We start from the raw sequence: 25,844 nt of genomic DNA on the forward strand, positions 1-25,844 counted from the left end.
ACGTGTGTGTACGTATGCGGCTTTCGCACGCGTCCGTGCGGGTCCGCCGTCGGCTGGTGTGCGTGAGCGTTTCGTGCACAGGGCATGCGGTGCCGATCCTGCCACAAGGGGTTGGCGGGACACCGCCGTAGGATGCCTGGGAAAGGTGCGGCAGGCGGCTGGATCGGGAGCAGTAGACCATCGTGAGCAGCGAGAACTCGGCGGACGGCAACGGAACGGGCGAGCACGCGGCGGACGCCGGTGACGGCGGGCAGGTGTGGGACGTCGTCGTGGTGGGCGCCGGTCCCGCCGGCGCCTCGGCCGCCTACGCGGCAGCGGTCGCCGGACGCAGCGTCCTCCTTCTGGAGAAAGCGGAACTGCCCCGGTACAAGACGTGCGGCGGCGGCATCATCGGTCCTTCCAGGGACGCGCTGCCGCCGGGATTCGAGCTGCCGTTCCGGGACCGGATCGACGCGGTGACGTTCTCCCTCGACGGGAAGTTCACCCGCACCCGGCGCTCCCGCCACATGCTCTTCGGCCTGGTGAACCGCGCCGACTTCGACCACCAGCTCGTCGAGCACGCCGAGAAGGCGGGCGCCGAGCTGCGCACCGGGACGACGGTCTCGCGGGTGGAGCAGCACGGCTCGGCCGTGCCCGACCGGCGCACGGTCGCCGTGATCCTCCAGGACGGCGAGGCCATCCTGGCGCGTGCCGTCGTCGGGGCGGACGGCAGTGCCAGTCGCATAGGGGCTCATGTCGGGGTGAAGCTCGACCAGGTCGATCTGGGTCTGGAGGCGGAGATCCCCGTTCCCGAGACGGTCGCCGAGGACTGGAAGGGCCGCGTCCTCATCGACTGGGGCCCGATGCCCGGGAGTTACGGCTGGGTCTTCCCCAAGGGGGACACCCTGACCGTCGGCGTGATCTCGGCGCGGGGCGAGGGCGCCGCCACGAAGCGGTACCTGGAGGACTTCATCGCCCGGCTCGGCCTCGCCGGCTTCGAACCGTCGGTCTCCTCCGGCCATCTGACGCGCTGCCGTGCAGACGACTCACCGCTGTCGCGCGGTCGCGTACTCGTGTGTGGTGACGCGGCGGGTCTCCTCGAACCGTGGACCCGCGAGGGCATCTCGTTCGCGCTGCGGTCGGGTCGTCTCGCGGGGGAGTGGGCCGTCCGCGTCTCCGAGGCGCACGACGCGGTGGACGCGCGCCGGCAGGCTCTGAACTACGCGTTCGCTGTCAAGGCGGGGCTCGGTGTCGAGATGAGCGTCGGCAGGCGGATGCTGACCGTCTTCGAGCGCAGGCCCGGCGTGCTGCACGCGGCGATCACCGGGTTCCGGCCCGCGTGGAAGGCGTTCGCCCGCATCACCCGCGGATCGACGACGCTGGGCGAGATCGTCAGGACGTATCCGATGGCGGGTCGCGTCCTGAGCCGTCTGGACCGGCCGGCATCCGCGGCCGCGTCCTCGGCTGATCCGTCGGCCGTGCCGACGGTCGACGATCCGGAGGCTACTTCTCGATCGTGATGAGGAAGACCGGGTGGTCCGGCGCGGCCGCGGTCAGCTCCTCGTCGGTCGACTTGGCAGTGACGCCCTGGAAGTACTGGTTGACCTCCCAGCCCCACTTCTCCAGGTAGCTGCGCAGGATCGGCAGCTTCTCGCTGTCGGGCACCTCGGTCGCGGTGAACGTACGGACCTTGCGCCCGACGCGCAGCTCGCCGGCCCCGGCGACGCGCATGTTGCGCACCCACTGGGAGTGCCCGCGGGCCGAGACGATGTACTGCGCGTCCTTGTACGTGTGCGGGTTGACCGGGATGCGCTGCATCTGACCGCTCTTGCGGCCGCGTACGGAGAGCTCGGCGGACCCCATCAGGCTGACGCCGTGGCGCGCGAGCCAGCCGATCACGCCGTTCAGTCGGACGTTCAGGCGGCTGCCCTTCAGGTAGTAGGGGCTGGGGGAGGAGGACGAGCCGGACTGGGCGTTCGCGGTCATGGGGTTCTCCTGGGTGTGGGTGGCGCGACAGGGGCGCCGCTGGAGTCGGTCTCGATCTCGGCTGCGAGAGCACTGCTCTCGCTTGAGATCAGTGTGCACGAGATCGGCGATCCAAAGCAAGAGCGGTGCTCTCTTTTCTGGTCGCCGCGGCAGAGTGCGCCGCTCGCCACTGAGTGCACTGCTCCCAAATGAGTGCACCGATCCATAACGCGTGCATCGATCCGGAACGTGTGCACTGCTCCGAAAGCGTGGGACACTGCCCGTATGAGCACCGCACGAGGAGCCAGGGCCAGGGCACGGGAAGAAGTCACCGCCGCCATCAAGGACGAGGCCCGCAGACAGCTCGCGGCCGAGGGCGCCGCCAAGCTGTCCCTGCGCGCCGTCGCCCGCGAGCTGGGCATGGTCTCCTCGGCGCTCTACCGCTACTTCCCCAGCCGCGACGACCTCCTGACGGCGCTCATCATCGACGCGTACGACTCCGTCGGTGAGGCGGCCGAGCAGGCGGACGCCGCCCTGCTCAAGAAGGCGGCGAAGAGCAGCGACAAGGCGAAGACCTCCGACAGCAGGACCGAGGCGATCGCACCCGTGCGCCGCTGGGTCGCCGTCAGCGAAGCCGTCCGCGCCTGGGCGCTGGCCCACCCGCACGAGTACGCGCTCATCTTCGGCTCGCCCGTACCCGGATACAGCGCGCCGATGACAACCGTCCCGGCCGCGTCGCGCGTCGGGCTGCTGTTCTTCAGCATCGTCCGCGACGCCCACCAGGGCCGCGGGATCGCCGAGCCGCCGCTCCCCGAGGAGCTGCGGCCCGAGGCCGAGCGGCTCGGCGCCGACCTGGCCCCCGACCTGCCGCCCGCGACGGTGGCCGCGCTCGTGGCCGCCTGGGCGCAGCTGTTCGGCCTGATCGGCTTCGAGCTGTTCGGCCAGTTCAACCGGGTCGTGGAGGACCGTGCCGCCTTCTTCACGCACGCCGCGACACAGCTCGCCCACGGCGTGGGCCTGGTGCTGCCCCGGGAGTGACATGCCCTCGGCCCGGGAGCGGAAGTCGCTGCCCCGGGCATGACGCACGCCGCCCGAACTGCGTCGCGTACTCCCCGGGGAGTACGCGTGATCACCACGCCCGGCTGACGCCCGCGACGGCGTCCGGCGTCTAGCGTTGCGGTCATGGATGAGCAGCACGTACGCGGGGCCGGCGGCCCGCCCCGGGCCTGGGCGGGTCCGCCGCACCTCAGGCGCTACGGGCCGCCCTGGACGGCGACCGGTGCCGCCCGGCGAGGCCACTACGTGCCGCCCTGGTGGGGTGCCTCGGGCCAGGGGCCGCGCTGGCCCTGGCGGTCCACCGTCCTGATCACCGCGTTCGTCCTCGTCGGCTCGACCTTCGCGGCGCACGCCCAGACCGATCGCGCCGGCCTCGACGTGTTCGCCCGCGTGCTGCTGATCGCGAGTGGCGTTCTCCTGTTGTGGCGTCAGCGCTATCCGGTCCTCGTGGCCTTCGGTACGGCGGCGTGCGCGACGGTCTATCTCGGCGCGGGCTACGCGTACGGGCCGGTCTTCATCACCGTGGCCGTGGGCTGCTACGCGGCGATCGTCGCGGGGCACCGCAGAGCCGCGTGGGCGGCGGTCGGCATGTTCTGGGTGGGGCATGTCCTCGTGGCGCACTGGCTGTACGCGTATCTGCCGCCGTCGGGGGACGATGCCGCGTCCTGGGGGCAGGAGGGTTTCATCGCCGCGTGGGTCCTGGCGATCGTGGCCTTCTCCGAGCTGGTCAAAACGCGCCGCGAGCAGTGGGCGAAGGAGCGCGCCGAGCGCGAGAAGGCCGCAGAGCGGCGCGCCGACGAGGAGCGCCTGCGGATCGCACGCGAGCTGCACGACGTGCTCGCGCACTCCATCTCGGTCATCAACGTCCAGGCGGGCGTGGGTCTGGCGCTGCTCGACTCCGACCCCGAGCAGGCCCGTACCGCCCTCACCACCATCAAGTCCGCGAGCAAGGAGGCGCTGGGCGAGGTCCGCCAGGTCCTCGACACCCTCCGGACCCCGGGTGACGCGCCGCGCGCCCCCGCCCCGGGTCTCGACCGGCTCCCGGAACTCGTGGAGCAGGCGGCGAGCGCGGGCCTCACCGTCGACATCGACACGGAAGGATCCCGCGCCGCGCTGCCGCCCGGCGCAGACCTCGCCGCATTCCGCATCGTGCAGGAGGCGCTCACCAACGTCGTACGGCACTCGGAGTCGCGCAACGCGCGCGTGGAGGTGCGGTACTCGGGGACCGCGCTGTCCCTGCGCATCGACGACGACGGGCCGGCGAGCCATGAGGCGGCAGGTGGCAGCGGGAACGGGCTTGCGGGGATGCGTGAGCGGGCCGCCGCACTCGGTGGCACGATCGAGGCGGGACCGCGGCCCGACGGCGGTTTCCGGGTGCTCGCCGAACTGCCGTTCACGCCGACGGAGGAGAACTGTTGATCCGCGTACTGCTCGCCGACGACCAGTCGCTCGTCCGCGCCGGATTCCGGGCGCTGCTCGACGCGCAGAGCGACATCGAGGTCGCGGGGGAGGCATCCGACGGCGACGAGGCGGTGCGGCTCGTACGAGAACTGCGGCCCGACGTCGTCCTGATGGACATCCGCATGCCGGTCCTCGACGGGCTCGCCGCGACCCGCCGCATCAGCGACGACGCCGCGCTGGAAGGTGTGAAGGTCGTCATGCTGACCACCTTCGAACTGGACGAGTACGTCTTCGAGGCGATCCGCGCCGGTGCGTCCGGGTTCCTCGTCAAGGACACCGAACCCGAGGAACTGCTGCGTGCCGTAAGGGCGGTGGTGCACGGGGACGCGCTGCTCTCGCCGGGGGTGACCCGCCGTCTGATCGCCGAGTTCGCGGCACGCTCCAAGGAGCCTGCGGCCGCCGAGTCGCTCGGGCAGCTCACCGAGCGCGAGCGTGAGGTGATGGCTCTGGTCGGCATCGGCCTGTCGAACGAGGAGATCGCCCGCCGTCTCGTCGTCAGCCCGCTCACCGCGAAGACACATGTGAGCCGCACGATGGTGAAGCTCGGCGCGCGTGACCGGGCCCAACTGGTCGTGCTCGCCTACGAGTCGGGCCTCGTGCGGCCCGGCTGGCTCGGCTGAGCGGACACGCGCCGCCGAAACGCGGGTGCACCCGGCGGGCAGGGGACTGCCGGCCGGGCGCAACCCATGTGTGATGGGGGTCGAGAGTCTGTGGGTCAGTCGCGGACCGCGACGCGCTCCGTACGCGCGGCGGCGTCAGCCTCCTCCTTCATGGACTCCTTCATCGACTCCTGCACCGGCCCCTGCTCCTGTACCGACTTCGCGATCAGGATCGTGTCCTGCGGACGACGGGTCCGCAGGCCGGTGAGGGTGATCAGCAGGCCCGCAAGGGCGATCGCGGTGACGACGACGAGACCGGGCCGGAAGCTGTCGAGGACGGCTTGCGGGGACGAGCCCTCGCCCGAGTTCGCGGTGACGACGGCCGTCACGACGGCGAGGAAGATGGCGCCGCCGACCTGCACCGAGGTGTTGAGCAGGCCCGAGACCATGCCCTGTTCGTCGTCGTGGACGCCGTTCGTGGCCTGGATGTTGAGCGAGGGGAACACCAGGGCGCAGGCCGCGCCGATCAGGAGCATCGTCGGCAGGATGACGGACGCGTAGACCGGGTCGAGGTTGATGCGCAGGAACAGCGCGTAGCCGATCACCATGCAGGTGAAGCCCAGCGCGATCAGGCGCGGCGTGCCGAACCGGTCGACGACGGCGCCGACCTTCGTCGAGGAGAGCGCCACGAGGGCGCCCGCCGGCAGGAACGCGAGCGCGGTGTGCAGCGCGGACCAGCCGAGCAGGGACTGCATGTACAGGGTGACGAGGAACTGGAAGCCGACGTACGAGCCGAAGAACGCCATCGCGCCCAGCTGCGCCCTGATCTGTGAGCCGGAGCGCAGCACTCCGAGACGGATCAGCGGGCCCGGGGAGCGGCGCTCGATGGAGACGAAGACCGCGAGCAGGACGGCGACGGCCAGGAAGGACAGCAGGGTCCGGGCCGAGGCCCAGCCCGCTTCCGGTGCCTGGACGACGGTGAACACGAGGAGCAGCATCGACGCGGTGCCGGTGATGGCGCCGGGGATGTCGTAGCCGCGGTGGTTCTTCTCGCGTTCGCTGTGCGGGATGAGCTTGATGCCGATGAGCAGCGCGATCACGGCGATCGGCGCGGGCAGCAGCATGGTCAGGCGCCAGCTGGCCTCGGTGAGCAGGCCGGACAGGACGAGGCCCATGGAGAAGCCGGTCGCGGCGCAGGTCGTGTAGATGGAGAGCGCGCGGTTGCGCAGCGGGCCCTCGGCGAACGTCGTGGTGATGATGGACAGGCCGGCCGGCGCGGTGAACGCGGCGCTGAGGCCCTTGATGAAGCGGCTGGCGATCAGGAGCGGCCCGGAGTCGACGAGTCCGCCGAGCAGGGACGCGAGGGCGAAGACGCCGAGGGCGATCAGGAACACCCGGCGCCGGCCGAGCAGGTCGGCCGCTCGGCCGCCGAGCAGCAGCAGGCCGCCGTAGCCGAGGATGTAGCCGCTGACGATCCATTGCAGGGTCGACGTGGACAGGTCGAGCTCCGAGCCGATGGACGGCAGGGCGACTCCGACCATCGACACATCGAGCGCGTCGAGGAACATCGCGGCGCAGAGGACAAGCAGTGTGCCCCACAGACGGGGGGACCAACGCTCCTGGGACGCAGGGGTGTTGGTGAGCGGAGAGGTCATGCGGAGCACACTACATGCATATGCATTGACTGCAAGTGCATTTAATTCCGATGCAACAATGCCTGTCTTTTCTGCTACGGTGCGGTTATGGCGGCGAAAAAGGCCGAGCCCGGCCTCGTGGATCAGTGGCGGGACATCCTTGCGGTGCATGCGCGCACCATGTGCGAGCTCGATCGCGAGCTGCATCAGCACGGCCTGGGCGCCAGCGACTTCGAGGTGCTCGACGTCCTGGCCGCCGGTACGGCGGAGGACGGCAGTTCCTCCTTCCGCGTGCAGGAGATCGCTGCGCAGGTCCATCTCAGCCAGAGCGCCCTGTCACGCCTGATCGGCCGCCTGGAGAAGGACGGCCTCCTGACGCGCGGGATGTGCCCCGAGGACCGCCGCGGCGTACGGGTCTGCCTGACGCAGAAGGGCCGCGACCTGCACACCGAGGTGCGACCGTTGCAGCGCGCGGTACTGGGGCGGATGCTCGCGGACGGCCCGAAGGGCTGATTTCCGCAGATGGCCCGGTGGGTCGTCAGCTCCAGGTGATCCCCGACCGCTCCCGCCACAGCGCGGCCAGTGAGGCGTCGCCGGTGAGGCTCGGGAACGGCAGCCGGTTCCACAGCGACAGATAGAGCCGCGCCGCGGGACCCGACAGCTCGCAGTCGGCCTCGCCCGCCCCGTCCCGCTCGGTGGCCGGCGGCTCCTGCGAGACCCGTACGGTCCATGCCCGGTCGGCGTCGGTGGCCCGCACGCGCAACAGGCGCGGGGTGTCCGACCGCACTTTGCTCCTGCCGCGCGCGTGGAAGCCGAGCAGCAGCTCCTCGATGCCGTCGACGGCGAACTCCGCGGGGATCACGCCGGGCGTCCCGGCCAGCGCGGACTCCGCGTCCACCCGGTGGACGGTCGTCTCGTGCGCCTGCCGCCGCGCCCAGAACGCGAGCGGCGACGGCGCGGGCAGGAAAGTCCAGCACTCGACGTCGGGCCGGGCACCGGCCAGCGTCCCGACGAGCCGGCCGTGGCCCTCACGGAACCAGGCGATGAGCTCCGCGCCGTCCAGATCCGGCAGACCGTCGTCGGGGTGGTACGACGTGCGCCCCTCGGCGACGAACGCCGTGGCCCAGCGATGCACCATGCCCACGTGCCGCAGCAGGTCCCGTACGGCCCAGCCCGGGCAGGTCGGCACCTTGGCGTCGGTCCCCGCCGTCTCGGCGGCGCCGGCGAGGAGGCGGCCCTCCTCGTCGAGCGTCTCGATGTGCTCCGCAGTCTCCATGGCGGGAGTCTGCCCGATGGGACCTGGCTTGAATGCGTCCTTGCGGGATGCTCGTCGCGCGCGGGTCAGGCGACGGCCGCGCGCCGGGTCGCGAAGCCGATCAGGGCGGCGACGCCCGCCAGTACGGCCACGCTGGTCAGCGCGGCGGGGAGCGAGAACCAGTCCGCCATGAAGCCGATCATCGGCGGTCCGAGGAGCATGCCGCCGTAGCCGAGCGTGGACGCGGCGGCGACGCCGGTGGGTCCGGCCAGGGCGCCGGCGCGTTCGACCGCCACGGGAAAGATATTGGCGAGACCCAGGCCTGTGACGGCGAAGCCGAGGAGCGCCAGCCACACGGTGGGGGCGAGCGAGCCGAGCAGCATGCCGGCCGCGCCGGTGGCGCCGCCGAACACCAGCGTGCGGGTCCTGCCCAGGCGTTCGAGCAGCGACGTCCCGCTGATCCGGCCGATGGTCATGGCCAGGGCGAAGCAGGAATACCCTGCCGCGGCCACGCCGGGATGGGCGTGCAAGTCCTCCTCCAGGTGCAGCGCGCCCCAGTCCGCGAGCGCGCCCTCGCCGTACGCGGTGCACAGGGCGATGAGGCCGAAGACGAGGACGAGTCCGCGCACGCGTCCGGCGGGCCGCTCGGACGCCGACGCGGGCTCGCTTCGTGTACGACTGCTGTCGTCCGGGGCCGTCGGGGCGTCGTGGCGCAGGAGTGTGGGGCCGACGGCGGCCGTGACGAGCAGGCCGATGACGGTGAGGGTGAGGAGGTGCCGGGTGGGGGAGACGTGGCCCGCGACCAGGCCGCCGAGGCCCGCGCCGAGCATGCCGCCGAGGCTGAACGCCGCGTGGAAGCTCGGCATGACGGGGCGGCGCAGGGCGGCTACGAGGTCGACCGCGGCGCTGTTCATCGCCACGTTGATCCCGCCGTAGGCGGCTCCGAACACGAGCAGCACCAGGCCGAGGACGAGCGCCGAGTGGGTGAGTGGCGGCAGCGCGACGCTCAGCGCCAGGAGTACGGCGCTCACCACGGTGACCGGATGGCTGCCGAAGCGCCTGCACAGGCGCCCTGTGAGCATCATCGTGATCACGGCCCCCGCGGAGACGCCGAGGAGCGCGAGTCCGAGCGTGCTCGCCGAGGCGCCGGTCTGCTCCTTCACTGCGGGGATGCGGACGACCCATCCCGCGAAGATGAAGCCGTCGAGCGCGAAGAAGATCGTGAGCGCGATACGGAGGCGGGTGAGGGGCGCGGTCCGCGGGCTGTCGTCCTTGACGGCCCGGAGTTTGTTTAGTGTCGGCACAAAGTCAGGGTAGGGCGCCACCCCGGCCGGGGACAAGACGGTTCGAGGCGTGACGGCCACGACATCCGCCTGACCGGGCGCAGGGAAATGGCTGCGGCCCCGCCCGTCCGGGCGGGGCCGCAGCCATGAAATCCGTAGGCGTGGCTCGGGGTGTCACACCGCGAGGACCTTGACCCCCGCCTCCTCGAAGCGCTCCACCGTCGCCGCGTCCACGGCGCTGTCCGTGACCAGGGTGCCGATCCGCTCCGTCGAGCAGATCCGGGCGAACGCGCGCTGGCCCAGCTTGCTGGAGTCCGCCGCGACGATCACGCGCTCCGCCCGCTCGCACAGCAGCCGGTTGATGGCCGCTTCCGCCTCGTCGTGCGCCGCGGCGCCGTGCGCGACGTCGAAACCGACGACACCGAGCACGGCCGTGTCGATGGTGATCTGGCTCAGCACGCCGTCCGCGAGCGGGCCGATGAGCTCGTACGACTGCGGCCGGGCGACCCCGCCCGTCACCACGATCTTGAACTGGGGCCGCACCGCGAGCTCGTTGGCGATGTTCAGCGCATTGGTGACGATCGTGAGGGCCGGGGAGCCGGAGGCGAGATCGGGGCGGACCGCGAGTGCGCGCGCCACCTCGGTCGTCGTCGTGCCGCCGGTCAGGCCGACCGCCTCGCCCGGCGTGATCAGCTCGGCGACCGCCTTGGCGATTCGTTCCTTCTCGGAGGCGTTGCGCGCCGTCTTGTAGCGCAGCGGCAGCTCGTAGGAGACGCCGTGGACGACGGCGCCGCCCCGGGTGCGTACGAGCATCTGCTGCTCGGCGAGCTGGTCGAAGTCGCGCCGGATCGTGGCCGCGGACACCCCCAGATCGGCCGCCGCCTCCTCGACATCCAGGCGCCCCCGCTCCACGAGCAGTTCCAGCAGGGACTTCCAGCGGGCGTCGCGGGACATCCGCGGCCTCCAATCGTCGTTCTCCGGTGACCCTAGCGCACTACCTGATGCTTGGTTATGCTCGAAAGGTATCGAATTCTTGCAGGAACGAGCATACGCTCGGCGGGGCGGTTCGAGCGCGACGCATGCGACGCGTTCGACCGGTCCACGGACACGACACATCAGGGAGTGGGCACGGCATGAGCCATGTCGAGAACGAGCTGAACAGCCAGCCGGAGTGCTGGACGCGCGCGGCGGGCCTGGCCGCGGGCGAGGCCGCCAAGCTGCCCGCGCCGGGGGAGCGCGTCGCGATCGTGGGCTGCGGCACCTCGTGGTTCATGGCGCAGGCCTTCGCCGCGCTGCGCGAGCAGTCCGGGCAGGGCGAGACCGACGCGTTCGCGGCCTCGGAGTTCCCGGCCGGGCGCCAGTACGACCGCCTCATCGCGCTGTCCCGGTCCGGCACGACGACCGAGGTCGTCGAGCTGCTCGCCGCGGTCAAGGGCCGCATCCGGACGACCGCCGTCATCGGCGACCCGAACACACCGATCGTCTCCGCCGCCGACGACGTGATCGTCCTGGACTTCGCCGACGAGCAGTCCGTCGTCCAGACCCGCTTCGCGACGACGGCGCTCACGCTCCTGCGCGCCCACCTCGGCCTGCACACCGAGCAGGCCGTCGCCGACGCGCGCACCGCGCTCGAGACGCCGCTGCCCGAAGGCCTCGTGGAGTGCGGCCAGTTCACCTTCCTGGGGCGCGGCTGGACCGTCGGCCTCGCGAACGAGGCCGCTCTGAAGATGCGCGAGGCGTCCCTGTCGTGGACCGAGGCGTACCCCGCGATGGAGTACCGCCACGGCCCCATCAGCGTCACCACCGCGGGCACCGCCACCTGGATGATCGGCACGGCGCCCGAAGGGCTCGCCGAGCAGGTGACCGGCACCGGCGCGCTCTGGGTCGAGGGGAGCCTCGACCCGCTCGCCGAACTCGTGCGCGCGCAGCGCCTCGCCGTCGCCGTCGCGGCCGCCCGCGGCCTCGACCCCGACCAGCCGCGCCACCTCACCCGCTCGGTGATCCTCACCGCCGGCTGACCGTCGACCGAGCTTCCGAGCCTTCCGAAAGGAGGGGCTGTGCCCCTCGCAGCAACCGGCGCGCTCGTCGCCGAGGCCACCGCGGCGCGTACCGCGGTGGCCGCGTTCAACGTCATCACCCTGGAGCACATCGAGGCCGTCGTGGCGGGCGCCGAGGCGGCGAACGCGCCGGTGATCCTCCAGGTCAGCGAGAACGCCGTGCGTTACCGCTACGGGCGCCTGCTGCCCCTCGCGAGGGCCGCGGCCGCCACCGCCGAGGCGTCCTCGGTGCCCGTGGCGCTCCACCTCGACCACGTCCAGAGCGACGAGCTGCTCCGCCAGGCCGCGGACGCCGGGTTCAGCTCGGTGATGTACGACGCGGCCCGGCTCCCCTACGACGAGAACCTCGCGGCCACCCGCGCTGCCGCCGACTGGGGCCATGCCAACGGGCTCTGGGTCGAGGCCGAACTGGGGGAGGTCGGCGGCAAGGACGGCTCCGCGCCGCTCGACGCCCACGCGCCGGGTGCCCGTACCGACCCCGGGGAGGCCCGCGCCTACGTGACGGACTCGGGCGTCGACGCCCTCGCCGTCGCGATCGGCTCCTCGCACGCCATGACCACCCGCACCGCGACGCTCGACCACGACCTCCTCAAGCAGCTCTCGGAGGGCCTCGACGTACCGCTGGTCCTGCACGGCTCCTCCGGTGTCGGTGACGACGAACTCTCGCAGGCCGTCCGGGGCGGCATCGCCAAGGTGAACGTCGGCACGGCCTTGAACATAGCGATGACAGCGGCCATCCGGGAGTTCCTTGCCGCACATCCCGACGCCGTCGACTCCCGCAAGTACCTGAGCGTGGGCCGCGAAGCGATGGCCCGCACCGTGACGGAGCTGGTCGAGGTGATGCGCCGCTGACCGTCCACCGCTCCCGCCCCGGTACGCGGAAGGTACCTCGTACCGGGGACAATGGGTCCATGGCCGGCCAGCACGAACCGCACGCGCCCCCGCTCTTCCCGGTGCACCGGGAGCGCCGGGAGATCACCCCCGGCGCCGTGCACGTGCCCGGCTGGCTCGACGCCGAGGCCCAGCGGGCACTCGTCGAAGCCTGCCGCGGCTGGGCCGCCGGGCCCGTGCCGATGCGCCACACGCGACTGCCGGGCGGCGGCGTGATGTCCGTCCAGACCGTGTGCGTCGGATGGCACTGGCAGCCCTACCGCTACACGCGTACGGCATCCGATGTGAACGGCGCCCAGGTGGCCCACTTCCCCGACTGGCTACAGGAGTTGGGCAGACGCGCGCTGGTCGACGCGTACGAGGACGACGCGGCCGGCGACGGCTACGACCCCGACACGGCACTCATCAACTTCTACGACGGCGCCGCCACCATGGGCATGCACCAGGACAAGGACGAGCGCGCCCGGGAACCCGTCGTCTCGCTCAGCATCGGCGACACCTGCGTCTTCCGGCTGGGCAACACCGAGAACCGCGGCAGACCGTACGAGGACGTGGAGCTGGTCTCCGGGGACCTGCTGGTCTTCGGAGGGCCGTCGCGCCTCGCCTTCCACGGGGTGCCGAAGGTGTACCCCGGTACCGGCGACCCCGCCAACGGGCTCTCCCGGGGCCGCCTGAATCTCACGATGCGCGTCACCGGACTCCACGCACCGCCCTCCGCGCCTTCCCCACCCTCCCCACAGGGGTGAGTTCACCCGCAGGGGCTGCGACGTTCACCGGTTACGATGCGACACGGTGATCAGGGCGAGGAGTTGCTGATGCGTGGCAAGGCGGCCTCCGGGGCCGGGGGGCAGACGGCGGGCGAGGCGGAGGGTTCCGCGCGTTCGCCACGTCTCGAGCGGGGCCGTGGCGCGCTCGGGCCCGCGCTCGAACTCGTGCACACCGGCCGCGCGCCGACCCGCGCCGTCCTCACCGCCGAACTGGGCGTGACCCGGGCCACGGCAGGCGCCGTCGCCGCCGAGCTCGAAGCGCTCGGGCTGATCAGGATCGACGCCAAGCCGAGCGCCGCCGCAGGCTCGCAGGGGCGACCCTCGCACCGGCTGTCCGTCGCCGAGGACGGACCCGTGGCACTCGCCGCGCAGGTGCACGCCGACGGCTACCGCGCCGCCCTGGTGGGCCTCGGCGGCCGGATCGTCGCGACCACGCCCGGCTGCGAGATCATCGACCCGGACCCGGCGCAGGTCCTCGGCTCGGTCGTGGAGGCCGGCGCCCAACTGCTGCGCGAGAGCGGGCGCCACTGCGTCGGCGCGGGCCTCGCCGTGCCGTCCGCCGTGGCCGAGCCCGACGGCACGGCCCTCAACCCGCTGCACCTCGCCTGGCCCGCGGGCTCGCCCGTCCGCGAGATCTTCGCCGAGCGCGTACGGGAGGCGGGCATCGGGCGGCCGGCGTTCGCCGCGAACGACGTCAACCTCGCCGCCCTCGCCGAGCACCGGCACGGCGCGGGCCGTGGAGCGCGCGACCTGCTGTGCGTCGCCACCGGCCACCGCGGCGTCGGCGGCGCGCTCGTCCTCGACGGCCGTCTGCACACCGGCAGTTCGGGCCTCGCCCTGGAGGTCGGGCACCTCACCGTGAACCCCGAGGGCCGGCCCTGCTACTGCGGCAGCCGCGGCTGCCTCGACGTGGAGACCGACCCGCTGGCCCTGCTCGACGCGGCGGGCCGCGAACCGGGCCCCGACGGCTCCCTGCTCCAGCAGGCCCGCGACCTGATCACCGGCAGCCTCGACGACCCGAAGGTGCGGATGGCCACCGAGGCCCTGATCGACCGTCTCGGACTCGGCCTCGCGGGCCTGGTGAACATCCTCAACCCCGACCGCATCATCCTGGGCGGCCTGCACCGGGCGCTCCTCGACGCGGACCCGGACCGCCTGCGGGCCGTCGTCGCGGACCGCAGCCTGTGGGGCCGCAGCGGCGGCGTGCCCATCCTGGCGTGCACCCTCGACCACAACAGCCTCGTAGGAGCTGCCGAGTTGGCGTGGCAGCCGGTCCTCGACGACCCGCTCTCGGCGCTGGGCCTGGCCTGACGCACGGAACTCCGTCGCACCCCGACTGGTCCGGCAGGAGCTTGACCGTGCACAAGCACCGCCATGACTGGTGAATCGGCCCGAAACTACCTGGCCTCGGTGGAGAGCCGCCTCCAGGCGGACGGCTGCGCGACGCGCTGGGAGGACTGGTTCGGCGTGCCCGTCCTCGTGGGGCGGCGGGCCGACTTCCGGATGCGCTGGATGGCCACCAACCTGCACCTGTTCACCGTCGCCGCCGCCGTGCCCGAGATCACCCCGCAGAGCGTCGACGCGTTCACCTCGCAGGTCCTGACGTACGCGAAGAAGAACAAGGACCGCGGCCTCCCGGTCGGCCTGCAGACCGGCGTCGCCGCCTTCCCCGTCCTCGTCAGCGAGCGCGTCGACCCGGCCGCCATGGCCTGGGCCGAACAGCAGCAGCGCAACCGCTTCGCCTGCTTCGCGCGCCCCGTCGTCGTGGACAGCGCACAGCGCTACGTCGGCTTCTACCGCGGCAAGCCGGCCCTCGGCCGCGTCTACGCCTCCCACCTCATCGACAAGGGCTACTTCAATTCTCGATGTACTCCTTGACCACCTGTAGTGGGGCGCCCCCGGTGGAGGCGGCGAAGTATGACGGTGACCAGAAGTGTTCGCCCCACAGGTGGCGGTGGATGTGCTCCGGGTACTCCTTGCGCAGCAGGCGGGCGGAGACGCCCTTGAGGGAGCCGACCATCCGGGACAGAGCGATCTGCGGGGGATAGTGCACGAGCAGGTGGACATGGTCCGCCTCGCTGTTGGACTCGGTCAGCTCGGCCCGGAAGTCGCCGCACACCTCGGTCATGATCTCTTCGCAGCGGGTGAGGATCTCGTCGGTGAAGGCCGCACGCCGGTACTTGGGGACGAGGACCAAATGGGCGTGCAGGGTGTAGATGACGCTACGACCCCTGCGGATATTCGGCTTTGGTTCCCATCGTAGTGACACAGGTCAAGCAGTAGCATGGTCGGCATGAAGCTGGTGGTGCGGGTGAAGATGCTGCCAACGCCCGTACAAGCATTGGCGCTTGAGGCAACCCTGCATGTCTGTAACGAGGCGGCGACCTGGCTGTCGACTCAGGCGTTCGAGCGCAGGGTGTTCTCCCGGGCCGGACTGCAGGCGATGGCCTATTGCGAGGTGAGGGCTCGCGGGCTGTCGGCGCAGCCTGCGCTGCATGTGCTGCGCAAGGTCGCCGACGCGTACAGCACCCTGACGGCGAACCTGATGGCCGGAAACCTCGGCAGGCCCGGCTCCCAGCGGCATGCGAGGGCCACCGGGAAGCCGGTCGTCTTCCGTGAGGTCGCGGCCCAGCCCTTCGATGACCGCTGTCTGTCGTGGCAGATGGGCGAGCGGACGGTGTCGATCTGGACCGTCACGGGCCGGATGAAGCACATCGCCTTCACCGGCTCACCGGAGCAACTCGCCGTCCTTGAGGCGTACCGCAAGGGCGAGAGTGACCTGCTGTACCGAGACGGGCAGTGGTATCTGATCGCCACGTGTGAGGTTGCAGAGGCCGAACTGGACGCGCACCCGGCGTCCTTCGTCGGGGTGGACCTGGGGATCGTGAACATCGCGACTACCTCCACCGGCACCCGCCACAGCGGACGCCGTCTGAACCGGCGCCGCGAGGCGGACCGCACACTGCGGGCCAAACTACAGACGAAGGGCACGAAGTCCGCGAAGCGGCGGGCGAAGAAACACGCGGGCAAGGAAGCACGGCGGGCCCGGGACATCAACCACAAGATCAGCAAGCACATCGTGGCAGAGGCTCAACGCACCGGCCGCGGGATCGCCCTGGAAGACCTGGGCGGTATTCGCGAGCGGGCACGGCTCAGGAAGCCCCAACGCGTCACGCTGCACTCCTGGTCCTTCCATCAGCTCGGCGCCTTCATCGCCTACAAGGCGAAAAGAGCCGGGGTCCCGCTGGTGCACGTCGATCCGGCGTACACCAGCCAGGAATGCTCCCAGTGTCATCACACCGACAGACGCAACCGGCCCTCGCAGGCCCGGTTCGCGTGCCAGGTCTGCGGCTTCGTTGAGCACGCGGATCTGAACTCGTCCCACAACATCGCCGCACGCGGCTGGTGGACGTGGGTTCGCGGGGCTGAGTCACAGGCCCCTGCGCTCACCCTCATCGCGTGAGCGCTGGATGCAGCCGGGCCTCATCATCGCCAGTGATGACCCGAGCAGCAAGCCCGGGCTTCAGCCTCGGGTAGTTGACCGGGTAGTCGTCACGGTCACCGGTCGCCGCGCACGCTCTGCTCAGGCCCACCGCGAGCACCCCACGCGCCAGATCGCCTCCCGAATGGTGTCCGACGGCGAGCAGTTCGCGTAGAGCGGGTTCCAGGGCACCGTCCCCGCGCAGCGACCGCAGGAACGCGTGGGCCTGTGGCACGCATTCGCCGCGCACCGCGTGCCGCAGGAGTGCCGCCGAGAGCAGCGGTGTGCGCAGGGTTGCGTCCGCGACCGCCTCCGAGAGCGGCGCGAGAGGGCCTCCCCACGCTCGGCTCGCCAGCAGTGCGCCGCAGAGGATGTCGTCACCGGACGGGGTGAGTCCGGGGCCGAGGCCGACCAGTGTGCGGGCGGCCCGCAGGACTTCGCTCGACTTATCGGTGTGCAGGGCGTGGCGCAGGTCCGTCAGGCGGGGCGCCAGCGGGGGCGGCAGGGGTTGGGACAGGGCGTCGAGCAGCACCGTCAGCTGTCGGATGCGCGCCGGGTCCGGTGGGGAGGAGGCGTCCTGGACACGGGGCGGTGTCCAGGACGCCTCCGGCTCGAAGCGAACGGGCCCGATGACTACGCGGCCTGCCCCGACGCCGGCCCATGGTGCGTTCAGGTCCAACGGCCGGTCCGCCGACGAGAAGGGCAGGACGAGCGCGTTCGGCAGGCGGATCGCGTCCCTGGTCACCACGGCGAGCGCGGGCAACTCCCGGTCGCCGGTGGCGAGATGGACCGCGTAGCGGGTGGCGGCGACGACGCGGGCCGGCCGGAACGGACCGTGCAGCAGCGGGGCGACGGCCGTGCTGATGGTGCCGAGGTGTACGTGACTGACGGTGCCGAGGTGTACGTGCTCAGGGCGGGTCACCCCGGCCCGTACAGAACCCCCGCCGGCCGGCGTACCCGTCACTCCGCGGGCTCCGGAGGCACCTCGAAGGCGTTCAGCGCGTCCGTGAAGCAGCGCATCGGGGCGTGGGTGAGGCCGGCACCGATCTGGCCGATGCCCGGCTCGCGGTGGGCGATGCCCGTGGTGATCACCGGTTCGAGGCCCGTGTCGACGACCTTGCGGATGTCGACGCCGACGGGGCTGCCGACGAAGTCGAGGCCGGGGAGCCGGTAGTCGCGGTGCCGGCCGACGGTGAGTGTCCCCATCTCCTGGCTGATGCGGCGGGCCCCTTCGGGCGTGCCGCCCACGAAGCCGACGATCGCCGGGGCGGCGGCCAGCGCGAACCCGCCCAGGCCGTGCATCTCGGTGATGGCGCTGTCACCGATGTCGGGATTGGCGTCGGCGGGTCCGTAACCGGCGAAGTAGAGGCCGTCCACGGGGGCGGCGGGTGCGATGAACCAGGTGTCGCCGAGGCCGCTGACGCGGATGCCGACGTCGACACCGTTACGCGCGAAGGCTGTGACGACCGTGGAGTGCGGCACACCGTGCCCGGCCATGAGCGCCAACTTGCTTGCGGCCATCGAGAAGTTGAGGAACCAATAGTTGTTGTCACGCAGGAAGTCCAGCGCCTCGATCCCGCCCAGGTCCGCATGCCGGGCGAGCACGGCGGAGAGTTCGCGGGTGAGCAGGGCGCTCGCCGCGGTGTTGCGGCTGTGGCACTCGTCGCCCATCTGAAGGGCCTGCGCCGTGACCGACCGCAGGTTCACCGGCTCGGCGAGCGAGCCGATCGCAGCGCGCAGAGCGGGGCCGAGGCGCTCACCCATCCAGCGCAGCCGCTCCATGACGTCGTCGCCGAGTGCGCCGTAGCGCAGGCAACGGCCCTGTCCCTCATTCAGGTTGGAGTACGCCCGAAGCCCCGTGGCCTCGTCCTCCACGACGAGCAGGGGCATGGACGCGGAGATGACTCCCGCCATCGGGCCGACTGCATCGTGGTGATGACAGGGGGCGAAGCGGATGGCTCCCGCGTCGGCGAGCGCTTCCGCTTCCGGCGGCGTCGCCGCCCAGCCCTCCAGGAGTGCGGCGCCGACGACGGCGGCCCGCATCGGGCCGCACATGCGCTCCCACTCGATCGGCGGTCCGGCGTGCAACAGGAGTCTCTCCTGCGCCAGTTCAGGGATCAGTGCTCCGGCGGGGCGGACGTCGGTCCATATCGGCACGACGCCCAGGATCCGTTCGAGTGCTTCGGAGTTGGCGGCCTCGACGGCCGGGTGCGCGACCAGGCGGGCGAGCCCGGCGCCGAGTTCCGGATCACCGTAGGCCGGGGGGCGCCAGTCGACCGCGGTCACCGTCGCGCCCGCGGCCCGCGGCGGCCCGGCGAACGCGTCGACGCCGACGTTCACGACGTGCGGGACGCCGGTCAGGAGGCCCTGCGCGGGCACGGCTCGTGCGGGCACGGTCTGTGCGGTCATGCGGTCTCTCCGATCCGGGAGGCGGGGGCGGGGGCTGGGGCAGACGCAGCTGGGGCGAGGGCCAAGTCGTCACTGCCGGCCAGGAGGTCGGCGCACACCCGCGCAGCGGTCGTACTGCTGTCGACGACATACGCGCCCGCGTCGCGCAGAATCCGCCGCTGTGCGGTGAGTCCCTGCGGGTCGTCATCGGTGCCCACGACGAACGCGATCACCGGTGGTGCGTCGGCAGGAGCCTCGGCCAGCGCTCCGGCGAGAGCCGCCGCCGGATCCGGTGCGGCGCCGTGTCCGATGACCACGTCGAGGACGACCGCGGCGCTCCGTGGGTCCGCGAGGGCTGCCCGCAGATACTCGGTGCGGACCGTGGGGTCGATCATCGGGTGGGGGCGCCCGGTGGTGAACTCGTCGTCGCCCAGGTCGAGTACGAGATGCCGGTCCGGGAGGCGCGGGGCTGCGCCCGGCGCGGGCGGGGGAGCGGAGCGGGTGAGGCCACCGAGCACCGGGCCGAGGAGCCAGGCCGCCTCGTGGGCGAACGTGCCGCCCGCGTACAGGGCCCGCAGCAGGCGGCGAGGCGGAGCGGGGGCGGGCAGCTTGGGCAGCTCTTCGCCGGGCGGGAGCGCCCCGCCGGCAGCAAGGGAGGCTGCGGACCGTGCCGCCTCGAAGAGGGTGGGAGCGAGCGTGACTCGGGCCGGAGCCGGGGAGGCCTCGTCCGTGCCGAGGAAGCAGGCCACCACAGGTTTCCCCAACGCGCCCGCGTGACCCAGCAGTTGGTCGGCCACGTGTGAGGCAGGTGGTTTGGACACGAGGACGATGACGTCCGTCGCGGGGTCCGCGGCCAGGGCGTCGAGCCCGGCCCGCATCGTCAGCCCGCCCACTTCCGCGCTCACGTCGCGGCTGCCCGTGCCGATCACATGGCTGACCCCGGCGCCCATGGAGTGCAGGAGGCTCGACACCTGCTGCAGTCCCGTACCGGAGGCTCCGACCAGGCCGACGCGGCCCGCCCGCACTTCGTTGGCGAAGCCGAGGGGGATGCCGCTGATGACTGCGGTTCCGCAGTCCGGCCCCATGACGAGCAGCCCGCGGCGGGCGGCCTCCCGCTTCAGGAGCACCTCCTGCTCGATCGGCACGTGATCGCTGAAGACGAAGGCGTGCATGCCCAGGCGCAGCGCCTTGAGGGCTTCGGCGGCCGCGTACGGTCCGGGGGTGGAGATCAGCGCGAGACTTGCGTCGGCGGGAGCGCCGGCGAGCGAGCGCACCGGGGGCCCGGCGTCGGCACCGGCCTCCGGTCCTGCGCCCGGTCCCTCACCGGGACCGGACAGGGCATCGACCGCCAGGGCGAGGGCGGTGTCCACCGCGTCGGGTTCGCCGCGGACGGCGACGAGCAGGTCGTTGGGTCCGGCGTCGTGGCCCGGGGTGGTCAGCAGCCCCGACCGCGCGAGGACGTCGCGGTTGGCGGGTGTTCCCATCACGAGGCTGATGGTTTCGACGCCCGGCGGTTCGGCCAGGCGGGCGGCGACCCTCATGAGGGCGACGGAGTCGGCGTAGAGATCCTTGTGCACGGCGTTTCGTAGCACCATGGTTCCGACTCTAGGCAGCGGCCCGCCCCTTGCGGCATGGCTCGAAGTGCCAGAACCGGCCGGGGATTTACCGGCAACGGGTGACAGTGACCCGCCTTTGCGGGGGTCGGCGTCAGCCGTGAGGAGGGCTTGCTCAGTGCCGGTCGCGCGAGGAGAGCAACCGGTGGGCGTGGACGGCCAGTTCGGTCTGGAGCCGGGCCGTCGGCCGGCGTTCGAGACCGCCGGTGAGGCGGTCGATCTGGCGCAGTCGATAGCGCAGGGTGTTGTAGTGGATGTGCAGCCGCGCGGCGGTGGCCACACCGTTTCGGTCCTCGAGGAGATAGACGCCGAGGGTCTCGACGAGGCTGCCCTCGTGCTCGGCGTCATGGGTGAGCAGCGGGCCGAGCGCGTCGTCGACGAGGGCCGTGAGCTCCGCTGCGGGAAGCTGTCCGAGGAGCCGGTACACCCCCAGGTCCGCGTAGCCGCGAACGAAGTCGGGGCCGTGCAGTTCGCGGCCGAGCGTCAGGGTCTGCGCCGCTTCCTCGTAGCTGTGGTGGTAGTCGGTGAAGTCGTCCCGGACGGTCCCGGCGGCGACAGCCACGTCCCAGCCGGGGTGCGCGGCGGTGACGGCCGCATGCAGGGCCTGGCATCGGCCGGCGAGTGACGGCCCCGGTTCCATCAGCAGGACGAGTCCGCTCTGGCTGCCCCAGATGATCGCGCCGGCCCCGGCCGCCGACCGTACGAGCGGCAACAGCCGTTCCTCCAAAGCGAGTTCGGTGTCGGTGGGACTGCCGGTGCCGGTGGAGGCGACCTCGACGAGCACGACCGCGCGGGGCAGCCGCAGATTCCAGCCCATGGCCGCGGCCCGGCGCGCGGTCTCGGCGCGGTCGCGCGGCGGCCGGGAGACCAGCTCCATCAGGAGCAGCGTGCGGTAGCGCTGCTGGCGGCTGGCCAGGGCGCGTTCCTGGGCGGCGATGGTGGCGGCGACGGTCGTGGCGTGCTCCAGCGCCATTCGCTGATGAGTGTCGAGCTCATGAGTGGAAGCAGGGGCCGCTCCGGCCCCGTGGTCCTCGGCCTCCGCGTCGTCCCGCCACAGGGCCACGGCGCCGCTCGCGCCCGTGCCCGTCTCGATGGCGCGCTCGGCGGCGGGCGGACGGTCGGGAGGCGGGGAGCCCGCGGAGGCCAGGATCCACCCGTGCTCGTCGAGCACGGCGGCCGCGCAGCCGGACAGTTCGAGCAGTACGTTCATGAGCTCCTGGTAGGAGCCTCCGTCGAGGGCCACCGCCGTGAGCCGTTCATGGATGGCCCGCGAACGCTCCAACTCCAGGGCCTGACGGTTCAGTACGGTGCCCAGCACCTCGGACAGGATGTCGTTGAACATGACGGCACCCGGCAACTCCACGACGGGGAAGCCGAGTTCGTCCGCCACCGCCAGCATCGCCGGCGGCAACGCGGGCAGATAGGGGCCCACCTTCACGGCCAGGGCGGCGAGACCGCGCTCGGCGAGTACGGGGACCAGGTCGCTCAGCGCCTGTGCGTCGTCACGGACGGCGTAGGCGGTGGTCAGCAGCAGTTCACCGCCGCGCATCCAGCGCACGATGTCGGGGACTTCCATGATGTTGACGACGCGGATACGGCGGCCGCGGCCGCTCGCCCCGGCGACGAGTCGTGCGCCGCTGAGGCAGGGCAGGGCCAGCGCCTCGCTCACGGTCAGCCCGGGAGAGAGGCCGTGGGGGACGGTCGGGGCGGTGCCGATACCGATGCCTGTCATGCACAGTCACTATGCGACAGCCGCGAGTAACCTGTAATACCCCGCGCGTAACTTCCATGTTTCCCGCCACGGTTGGGGACGCCCCTTGTCAGCGGGTGTCAACGGCGGGCCGCTCATCCTGGCGTCCGGTGCCCATGACCGGCTCGGCCCGCCTCTCTTACGGTGACCCGCATGACTCCCCGAGCCGTGCCGAGGACAGCGGTGGTCGCCATCGGCGGCAACGCGCTGCTGCGCGGTGGCGCCCACGCCACCGTCGCCGAACAGGTCGAGGCCGCGCGCCGGCTCGCGTCGCCCGTAGTGGCGCTGGCCGACACGGGGTGGCGGGTCGTGGTCACCCACGGCAACGGCCCCCAGGTCGGATTCATCAAGCGCCGCGCGGACCTCGCAGCGGCCCTGGCACCCGAACTGCCCGCCGTCGACCTCGACATGTGCGTGGCTGACTCGCAGGGCGGCCTCGGATACATCCTGGCGACCGCGATCGCGGGCCGCCTCCGGTCGCTCGGGCGCGCCGACGACCGGGTCGCCGCCCTGATCACCCACACCGTGGTGGACGCGCACGACGAGGCGTTCAGCCACCCGACCAAACCCATCGGAGCCTTCTATCCGGCAGCCAGGGCAAGGGAGTTGGCGGATCTTCACAACTGGACCGTGGCGGAGGAGGGCGAGCGGGGCTGGCGGCGCGTGGTCCCGTCGCCCCGGCTGCGCCGGGTCCTTGAGGCGGAGGCGGTTCGGGCGCTGTCCTCGGCCGGATTCACGGTGATCGCGGCCGGTGGCGGCGGCATCCCCCTCGTAGAGACCGACGACGGCGGCTACCGGGGCGTCGAAGCCGTCATCGACAAGGACCTGACCTCGGCGCATCTCGCGGCGGAACTCGGCGCGGACCTGCTGGTCATCACCACCGGAGTGGAACGCGTCGCCGTCGACCACGGCCGGCCCGCACAGCGCTACCTCGACCGGCTCACCCACGACGAGGCCGAACGCCTCCTGGCGCAGGGCCAGTTCCCGCCGGGCAGCATGGGCCCCAAGATCCGCGCCGCCCTCGACTTCCTGCGCGGTGCCCCCGGCCGTCAGGTGCTCATCACCTCACCACAGCAGCTCGGCGCCGCCCTCGGCGGGCGCGGCGGCACCCGGCTCGACAGCGAACCGGCGCGGACCACCGAAGAACCCCTCAACGGCACCGTCACGGCAGGGAGGCCGCAGTGATACTCGAAGCGGGACAGGGCCCGATCGACGGCACGCACTATCTGCGGGCCACACCGGAGACTGCCGGCTGGGGGCGGCTTCCCTGCCGGACCACCGCGCCGGCGCTCACGATCGACTCCGGTGACAGCGTCACCTTCGACACCGTCTCGCACGAGGGCATCCTGGAGGACCAGGGGCGCGATCCTGCGGCCTTCTTCGGGCGGTACGGCATCGCCGCGACCGAAGTGCTCTCCGACGCCCGCCTGTTGGCCAAGTCCCCGCCGCCACGGGACCCGGAGGGGGACGGGCCTCACGTCGTCAGTGCGCCCGTCCACATCAGGGGCGCCGAGCCGGGCGACCTCCTGAAGGCCGAAGTGCTGTCCCTGCACCGGCGCGCCGACTACGGCGTCATCTCCAGCCGGCACGGCCGTGGTGCCCTGCCCGATGAATTCGCCCGCACAGGGCCGGAGTTCACCTTCTGCGCGGTGGAGCGTGCGGGCGGCCGGGACGTCGGCGTGATCCGCTACGGCAACGGCCGGGCGGCGGCCCGGTTCCCGCTGCGGCCCTTCATGGGCATCATGGGCGTGGCCACCGACACGGACGGGCCGGAGCACTCCGTGCCGCCAGGACGGCACGGTGGCAACCTCGACATCAAGGACCTCGCGACGCACTCCGCGCTATATCTGCCCGTACAGACGGCCGGCGCGGGCTTCTACACCGGAGATCCGCACTACGCCCAGGGCAACGGCGAAGTCGCCCTCACCGCCCTGGAGGCGCCGCTGCGCGCCACATTCCGGCTCACCCTGCTCAAGGGCGCACGGGCCCGCGCGGCCGCCGCGGCCCTCACGCATCCCTTCGGCGAGACCGACCGGCACTGGATCCCCGTGGGGCTGCACGAGGACCTCGACGAGGCGATGCGGGAAGCGGTCCGCGCCGCCGTCCGCTTCCTCACGGACCGCTTCGGCATGGACGGGCCGGCCGCGTACGCCTACCTGAGCGCGGCGGCGGACTTCGAGATCTCGCAGGTCGTCGACCAGGTCCAGGGAGTGCACTGCCTCATCCGCAAGGCGGACTTCCCCGACTGATCCAGTTCCCTCCGGTCCGATCGCGGCTGATCGCGCCTGCCGCGCATGCCATTCACCCCCCCCGCATCCGCCCCCGCCCATCCATCCACCGGGAGCCCGTATGCCTCAACTGATACTGCGTCAAGCACGCGTCGAGGACGCCCGTTCGCCCTGCGACGTGGTGATCGACGGCGGCCGGGTGCGAGCCGTCGGTGACGCCTCGGGCCAGGACGCCGACGAGGTGATCGACTGCGCGGGCCGGGTCGTCCTGCCCGGCTTCGTCGAACCGCATCTGCATCTCGACAAGGCCCTCCTGGACGGCGTACGAAGCAACCCCGACGGAACCCTCGCCGGAGCGATCGCGGTGACCGGCGAACTGAAGAGCGCGTTCACGCACGAGGACGTACTGGCTCGTGCGCGGCGCGTCCTCGAGGCGGCGGTCCTCAACGGCACGACGGTGATCCGCGCCCATCCGGACGTCGACCCGATCGCGGGGCTGCTCGGCGTCGAGGTCCTGCTCCAACTCCGCCAGGAATACGCGGATGTGGTGGACCTCCAGATCGTGGCGTTCCCCCAGGAGGGCGTCCTGCGCGCACCCGGCACCGAGAAGCTGCTGATCGCGGCGCTGGCGGCGGGCGCCGACGTGGTGGGCGGCTGCACGTACAACGAGGCCACCCTGGACGACTGCCACCGCCACGTCGAGCTCGTACTCGACCTCGCCGCACAGCACGGAGTCCCGGCCGATCTGCACGCCGACTTCGCCGACGACGCGTCCGACCCCCGGTACGCGCTCGCCGAGTTCATCGCCGGTGAGACCGTGCGCCGGGGCCTGGGCGGCCGGGTGACGCTCGGCCATATGACCTCGCTCGGCGGCCGGGAGCCGGCGGACCGGGCGCGGGCGATGGCGGCACTCGCCGACGCGGGCGTCGCCGTCGTGCCGCTCCCGGCGACCGACCTGCACCTCGGGGGACGACGCGACACCCGGTCGGTCCGGCGGGGGATCGCCCCGGTCCGGGAACTGTGGGACCACGGCGTGCTCGCCGCCTGCTCCTCCAACAACATCCGCAACGCCTTCACCCCGTTCGGGCGCGCGGACCCCCTGGACACGGCACTCCTGCTGGCGCAGACCGGCCATCTGTCCGGGCCCCTCGACCTTCATCGGGTCCTTCGCATGGTGACGCACGACGCGGCCCGCGTCGTCGGGGTCGCCGACGACTACGGCGTACGGCCCGGCGCCCGCGCCGACCTGGTGGTCCTCGACACGCAGGTCTACGACGACATCGTCCTGGACCGGCCCGAACGCGCCCATGTCATCAAGGCGGGAAAGGCGGTGGCCCGCACGACCAGGACCAGCGAACTCCTCGTCCACTGAGCCTCCGCTCCCCTCCCTCCTTTCGCACCCGCACCCGCCCCCCACACGCCCCCGCGCTCTGCCAT

General features: G+C 71.9%; 24 protein-coding genes. 14 read left to right on the top strand and 10 right to left on the bottom strand.

Annotated elements, in window-relative coordinates; genetic code table 11:
• Positions 1-182 precede the first annotated feature (182 nt).
• A complete protein-coding gene (locus tag OG574_RS40005; RefSeq protein WP_442816876.1) occupies positions 183-1,499 on the top strand; it encodes a geranylgeranyl reductase family protein in 1,317 nt (438 codons plus the stop codon).
• On the opposite strand, the gene OG574_RS40010 is transcribed toward OG574_RS40005, so the two are convergent.
• Positions 1,483-1,965, bottom strand: a complete 483-nt coding sequence (locus OG574_RS40010; RefSeq protein ID WP_326777161.1) for a nitroreductase family deazaflavin-dependent oxidoreductase — start codon at positions 1,963-1,965, stop codon at positions 1,483-1,485. The genes OG574_RS40005 and OG574_RS40010 overlap by 17 nt on opposite strands.
• 264 nt (positions 1,966-2,229) lie before the next feature.
• On the opposite strand from OG574_RS40010, the gene OG574_RS40015 reads away from it, so the two are divergent.
• The 3 genes from OG574_RS40015 (at position 2,230) to OG574_RS40025 (ending at position 5,081) form a co-directional block, all read left to right on the top strand.
• Positions 2,230-2,982: a TetR/AcrR family transcriptional regulator gene (locus OG574_RS40015; RefSeq protein WP_326777162.1), complete on the top strand. Its 753-nt coding sequence runs from the start codon at positions 2,230-2,232 to the stop codon at positions 2,980-2,982.
• Positions 2,983-3,126: 144 nt separating this feature from the next.
• On the top strand, positions 3,127-4,419 hold the full coding sequence (locus tag OG574_RS40020; RefSeq protein WP_326777163.1) for a sensor histidine kinase: 1,293 nt from the start codon (positions 3,127-3,129) through the stop codon (positions 4,417-4,419).
• Positions 4,416-5,081, top strand: coding sequence for a response regulator transcription factor (locus OG574_RS40025; RefSeq protein ID WP_326777164.1), 666 nt, complete (start codon positions 4,416-4,418; stop codon positions 5,079-5,081). Before OG574_RS40020 ends, OG574_RS40025 begins: the two co-directional genes overlap by 4 nt.
• A gap of 95 nt (positions 5,082-5,176) precedes the next feature.
• Here the strand turns inward: OG574_RS40025 and OG574_RS40030 are convergent, their stop codons facing one another.
• Positions 5,177-6,715 carry an MFS transporter gene (locus OG574_RS40030; RefSeq protein WP_326777165.1) on the bottom strand — a complete coding sequence of 513 codons (1,539 nt, stop codon included), beginning with the start codon at positions 6,713-6,715 and terminating at the stop codon, positions 5,177-5,179.
• Between the two features lie 87 nt (positions 6,716-6,802).
• On the opposite strand from OG574_RS40030, the gene OG574_RS40035 reads away from it, so the two are divergent.
• Entirely contained in the window at positions 6,803-7,207 is a 405-nt protein-coding gene (locus tag OG574_RS40035) for a MarR family winged helix-turn-helix transcriptional regulator (protein WP_326777166.1), read from the top strand.
• A gap of 25 nt (positions 7,208-7,232) precedes the next feature.
• Here OG574_RS40035 and OG574_RS40040 read toward each other — a convergent pair whose 3' ends face one another.
• The 3 genes from OG574_RS40040 to OG574_RS40050 form a co-directional block, all read right to left on the bottom strand.
• Positions 7,233-7,970: a maleylpyruvate isomerase family mycothiol-dependent enzyme gene (locus tag OG574_RS40040; protein WP_326777167.1), complete on the bottom strand. Its 738-nt coding sequence runs from the start codon at positions 7,968-7,970 to the stop codon at positions 7,233-7,235.
• 65 nt (positions 7,971-8,035) lie between these two features.
• Positions 8,036-9,253 carry an MFS transporter gene (locus tag OG574_RS40045; protein ID WP_326777168.1) on the bottom strand — a complete coding sequence of 406 codons (1,218 nt, stop codon included), beginning with the start codon at positions 9,251-9,253 and terminating at the stop codon, positions 8,036-8,038.
• A 153-nt stretch (positions 9,254-9,406) separates the two neighbouring features.
• On the bottom strand, positions 9,407-10,186 hold the full coding sequence (locus tag OG574_RS40050; protein ID WP_100598526.1) for a DeoR/GlpR family DNA-binding transcription regulator: 780 nt from the start codon (positions 10,184-10,186) through the stop codon (positions 9,407-9,409).
• Positions 10,187-10,365: 179 nt separating this feature from the next.
• Here OG574_RS40050 and OG574_RS40055 point away from each other — a divergent pair, with 179 nt between their 5' ends.
• The 5 genes from OG574_RS40055 to OG574_RS40075 all read left to right on the top strand — a co-directional run bounded on the left by OG574_RS40055 (position 10,366) and on the right by OG574_RS40075 (position 14,825).
• The gene (locus OG574_RS40055) at positions 10,366-11,250 is read left to right on the top strand and encodes an SIS domain-containing protein (RefSeq protein WP_326777169.1); all 885 of its coding nucleotides are present in this window, start codon (positions 10,366-10,368) and stop codon (positions 11,248-11,250) included.
• 39 nt (positions 11,251-11,289) lie between these two features.
• Positions 11,290-12,141, top strand: coding sequence for a class II fructose-bisphosphate aldolase (locus tag OG574_RS40060; protein ID WP_116500414.1), 852 nt, complete (start codon positions 11,290-11,292; stop codon positions 12,139-12,141).
• 59 nt (positions 12,142-12,200) lie between these two features.
• Entirely contained in the window at positions 12,201-12,926 is a 726-nt protein-coding gene (locus tag OG574_RS40065; RefSeq protein WP_326777170.1) for an alpha-ketoglutarate-dependent dioxygenase AlkB family protein, read from the top strand.
• A gap of 69 nt (positions 12,927-12,995) precedes the next feature.
• Positions 12,996-14,258: an ROK family protein gene (locus OG574_RS40070; RefSeq protein WP_100598530.1), complete on the top strand. Its 1,263-nt coding sequence runs from the start codon at positions 12,996-12,998 to the stop codon at positions 14,256-14,258.
• A 63-nt stretch (positions 14,259-14,321) separates the two neighbouring features.
• Positions 14,322-14,825, top strand: a complete 504-nt coding sequence (locus OG574_RS40075; RefSeq protein WP_326777171.1) for a levansucrase — start codon at positions 14,322-14,324, stop codon at positions 14,823-14,825.
• On the opposite strand, the gene tnpA is transcribed toward OG574_RS40075, so the two are convergent.
• Entirely contained in the window at positions 14,803-15,216 is a 414-nt protein-coding gene (gene tnpA / locus OG574_RS40080; RefSeq protein ID WP_326777172.1) for an IS200/IS605 family transposase, read from the bottom strand. The two genes, OG574_RS40075 and tnpA, sit on opposite strands and share 23 nt — an antisense overlap.
• A gap of 24 nt (positions 15,217-15,240) precedes the next feature.
• On the opposite strand from tnpA, the gene OG574_RS40085 reads away from it, so the two are divergent.
• Positions 15,241-16,410, top strand: a complete 1,170-nt coding sequence (locus OG574_RS40085) for an RNA-guided endonuclease InsQ/TnpB family protein (protein ID WP_326777173.1) — start codon at positions 15,241-15,243, stop codon at positions 16,408-16,410.
• Here the strand turns inward: OG574_RS40085 and OG574_RS40090 are convergent.
• The 4 genes from OG574_RS40090 to OG574_RS40105 form a co-directional block, all read right to left on the bottom strand.
• Positions 16,400-17,392, bottom strand: a complete 993-nt coding sequence (locus OG574_RS40090) for a DUF2877 domain-containing protein (RefSeq protein WP_326777174.1) — start codon at positions 17,390-17,392, stop codon at positions 16,400-16,402. The genes OG574_RS40085 and OG574_RS40090 overlap by 11 nt on opposite strands.
• Positions 17,389-18,837: a DUF1116 domain-containing protein gene (locus OG574_RS40095; RefSeq protein WP_326777175.1), complete on the bottom strand. Its 1,449-nt coding sequence runs from the start codon at positions 18,835-18,837 to the stop codon at positions 17,389-17,391. The genes OG574_RS40090 and OG574_RS40095 overlap by 4 nt, the downstream gene beginning before the upstream one ends.
• On the bottom strand, positions 18,834-20,411 hold the full coding sequence (fdrA, locus tag OG574_RS40100) for an acyl-CoA synthetase FdrA (RefSeq protein WP_326777176.1): 1,578 nt from the start codon (positions 20,409-20,411) through the stop codon (positions 18,834-18,836). The genes OG574_RS40095 and fdrA overlap by 4 nt, the downstream gene beginning before the upstream one ends.
• A 133-nt stretch (positions 20,412-20,544) precedes the next feature.
• The gene (locus OG574_RS40105; RefSeq protein ID WP_326777177.1) at positions 20,545-22,161 is read right to left on the bottom strand and encodes a PucR family transcriptional regulator; all 1,617 of its coding nucleotides are present in this window, start codon (positions 22,159-22,161) and stop codon (positions 20,545-20,547) included.
• A 171-nt stretch (positions 22,162-22,332) separates the two neighbouring features.
• On the opposite strand from OG574_RS40105, the gene OG574_RS40110 reads away from it, so the two are divergent.
• The 3 genes from OG574_RS40110 (at position 22,333) to OG574_RS40120 (ending at position 25,779) form a co-directional block, all read left to right on the top strand.
• A complete protein-coding gene (locus OG574_RS40110; protein ID WP_326777178.1) occupies positions 22,333-23,364 on the top strand; it encodes a carbamate kinase in 1,032 nt (343 codons plus the stop codon).
• Positions 23,361-24,428, top strand: a complete 1,068-nt coding sequence (locus tag OG574_RS40115) for an acetamidase/formamidase family protein (protein ID WP_326777179.1) — start codon at positions 23,361-23,363, stop codon at positions 24,426-24,428. Before OG574_RS40110 ends, OG574_RS40115 begins: the two co-directional genes overlap by 4 nt.
• Before the next feature lie 100 nt (positions 24,429-24,528).
• Positions 24,529-25,779, top strand: coding sequence for an amidohydrolase family protein (locus OG574_RS40120; protein WP_326777180.1), 1,251 nt, complete (start codon positions 24,529-24,531; stop codon positions 25,777-25,779).
• Positions 25,780-25,844 lie beyond the last annotated feature (65 nt).

It is taken from the genome of Streptomyces sp. NBC_01445, assembly GCF_035918235.1.
Classification (GTDB): Bacteria; Actinomycetota; Actinomycetes; order Streptomycetales; family Streptomycetaceae; genus Streptomyces.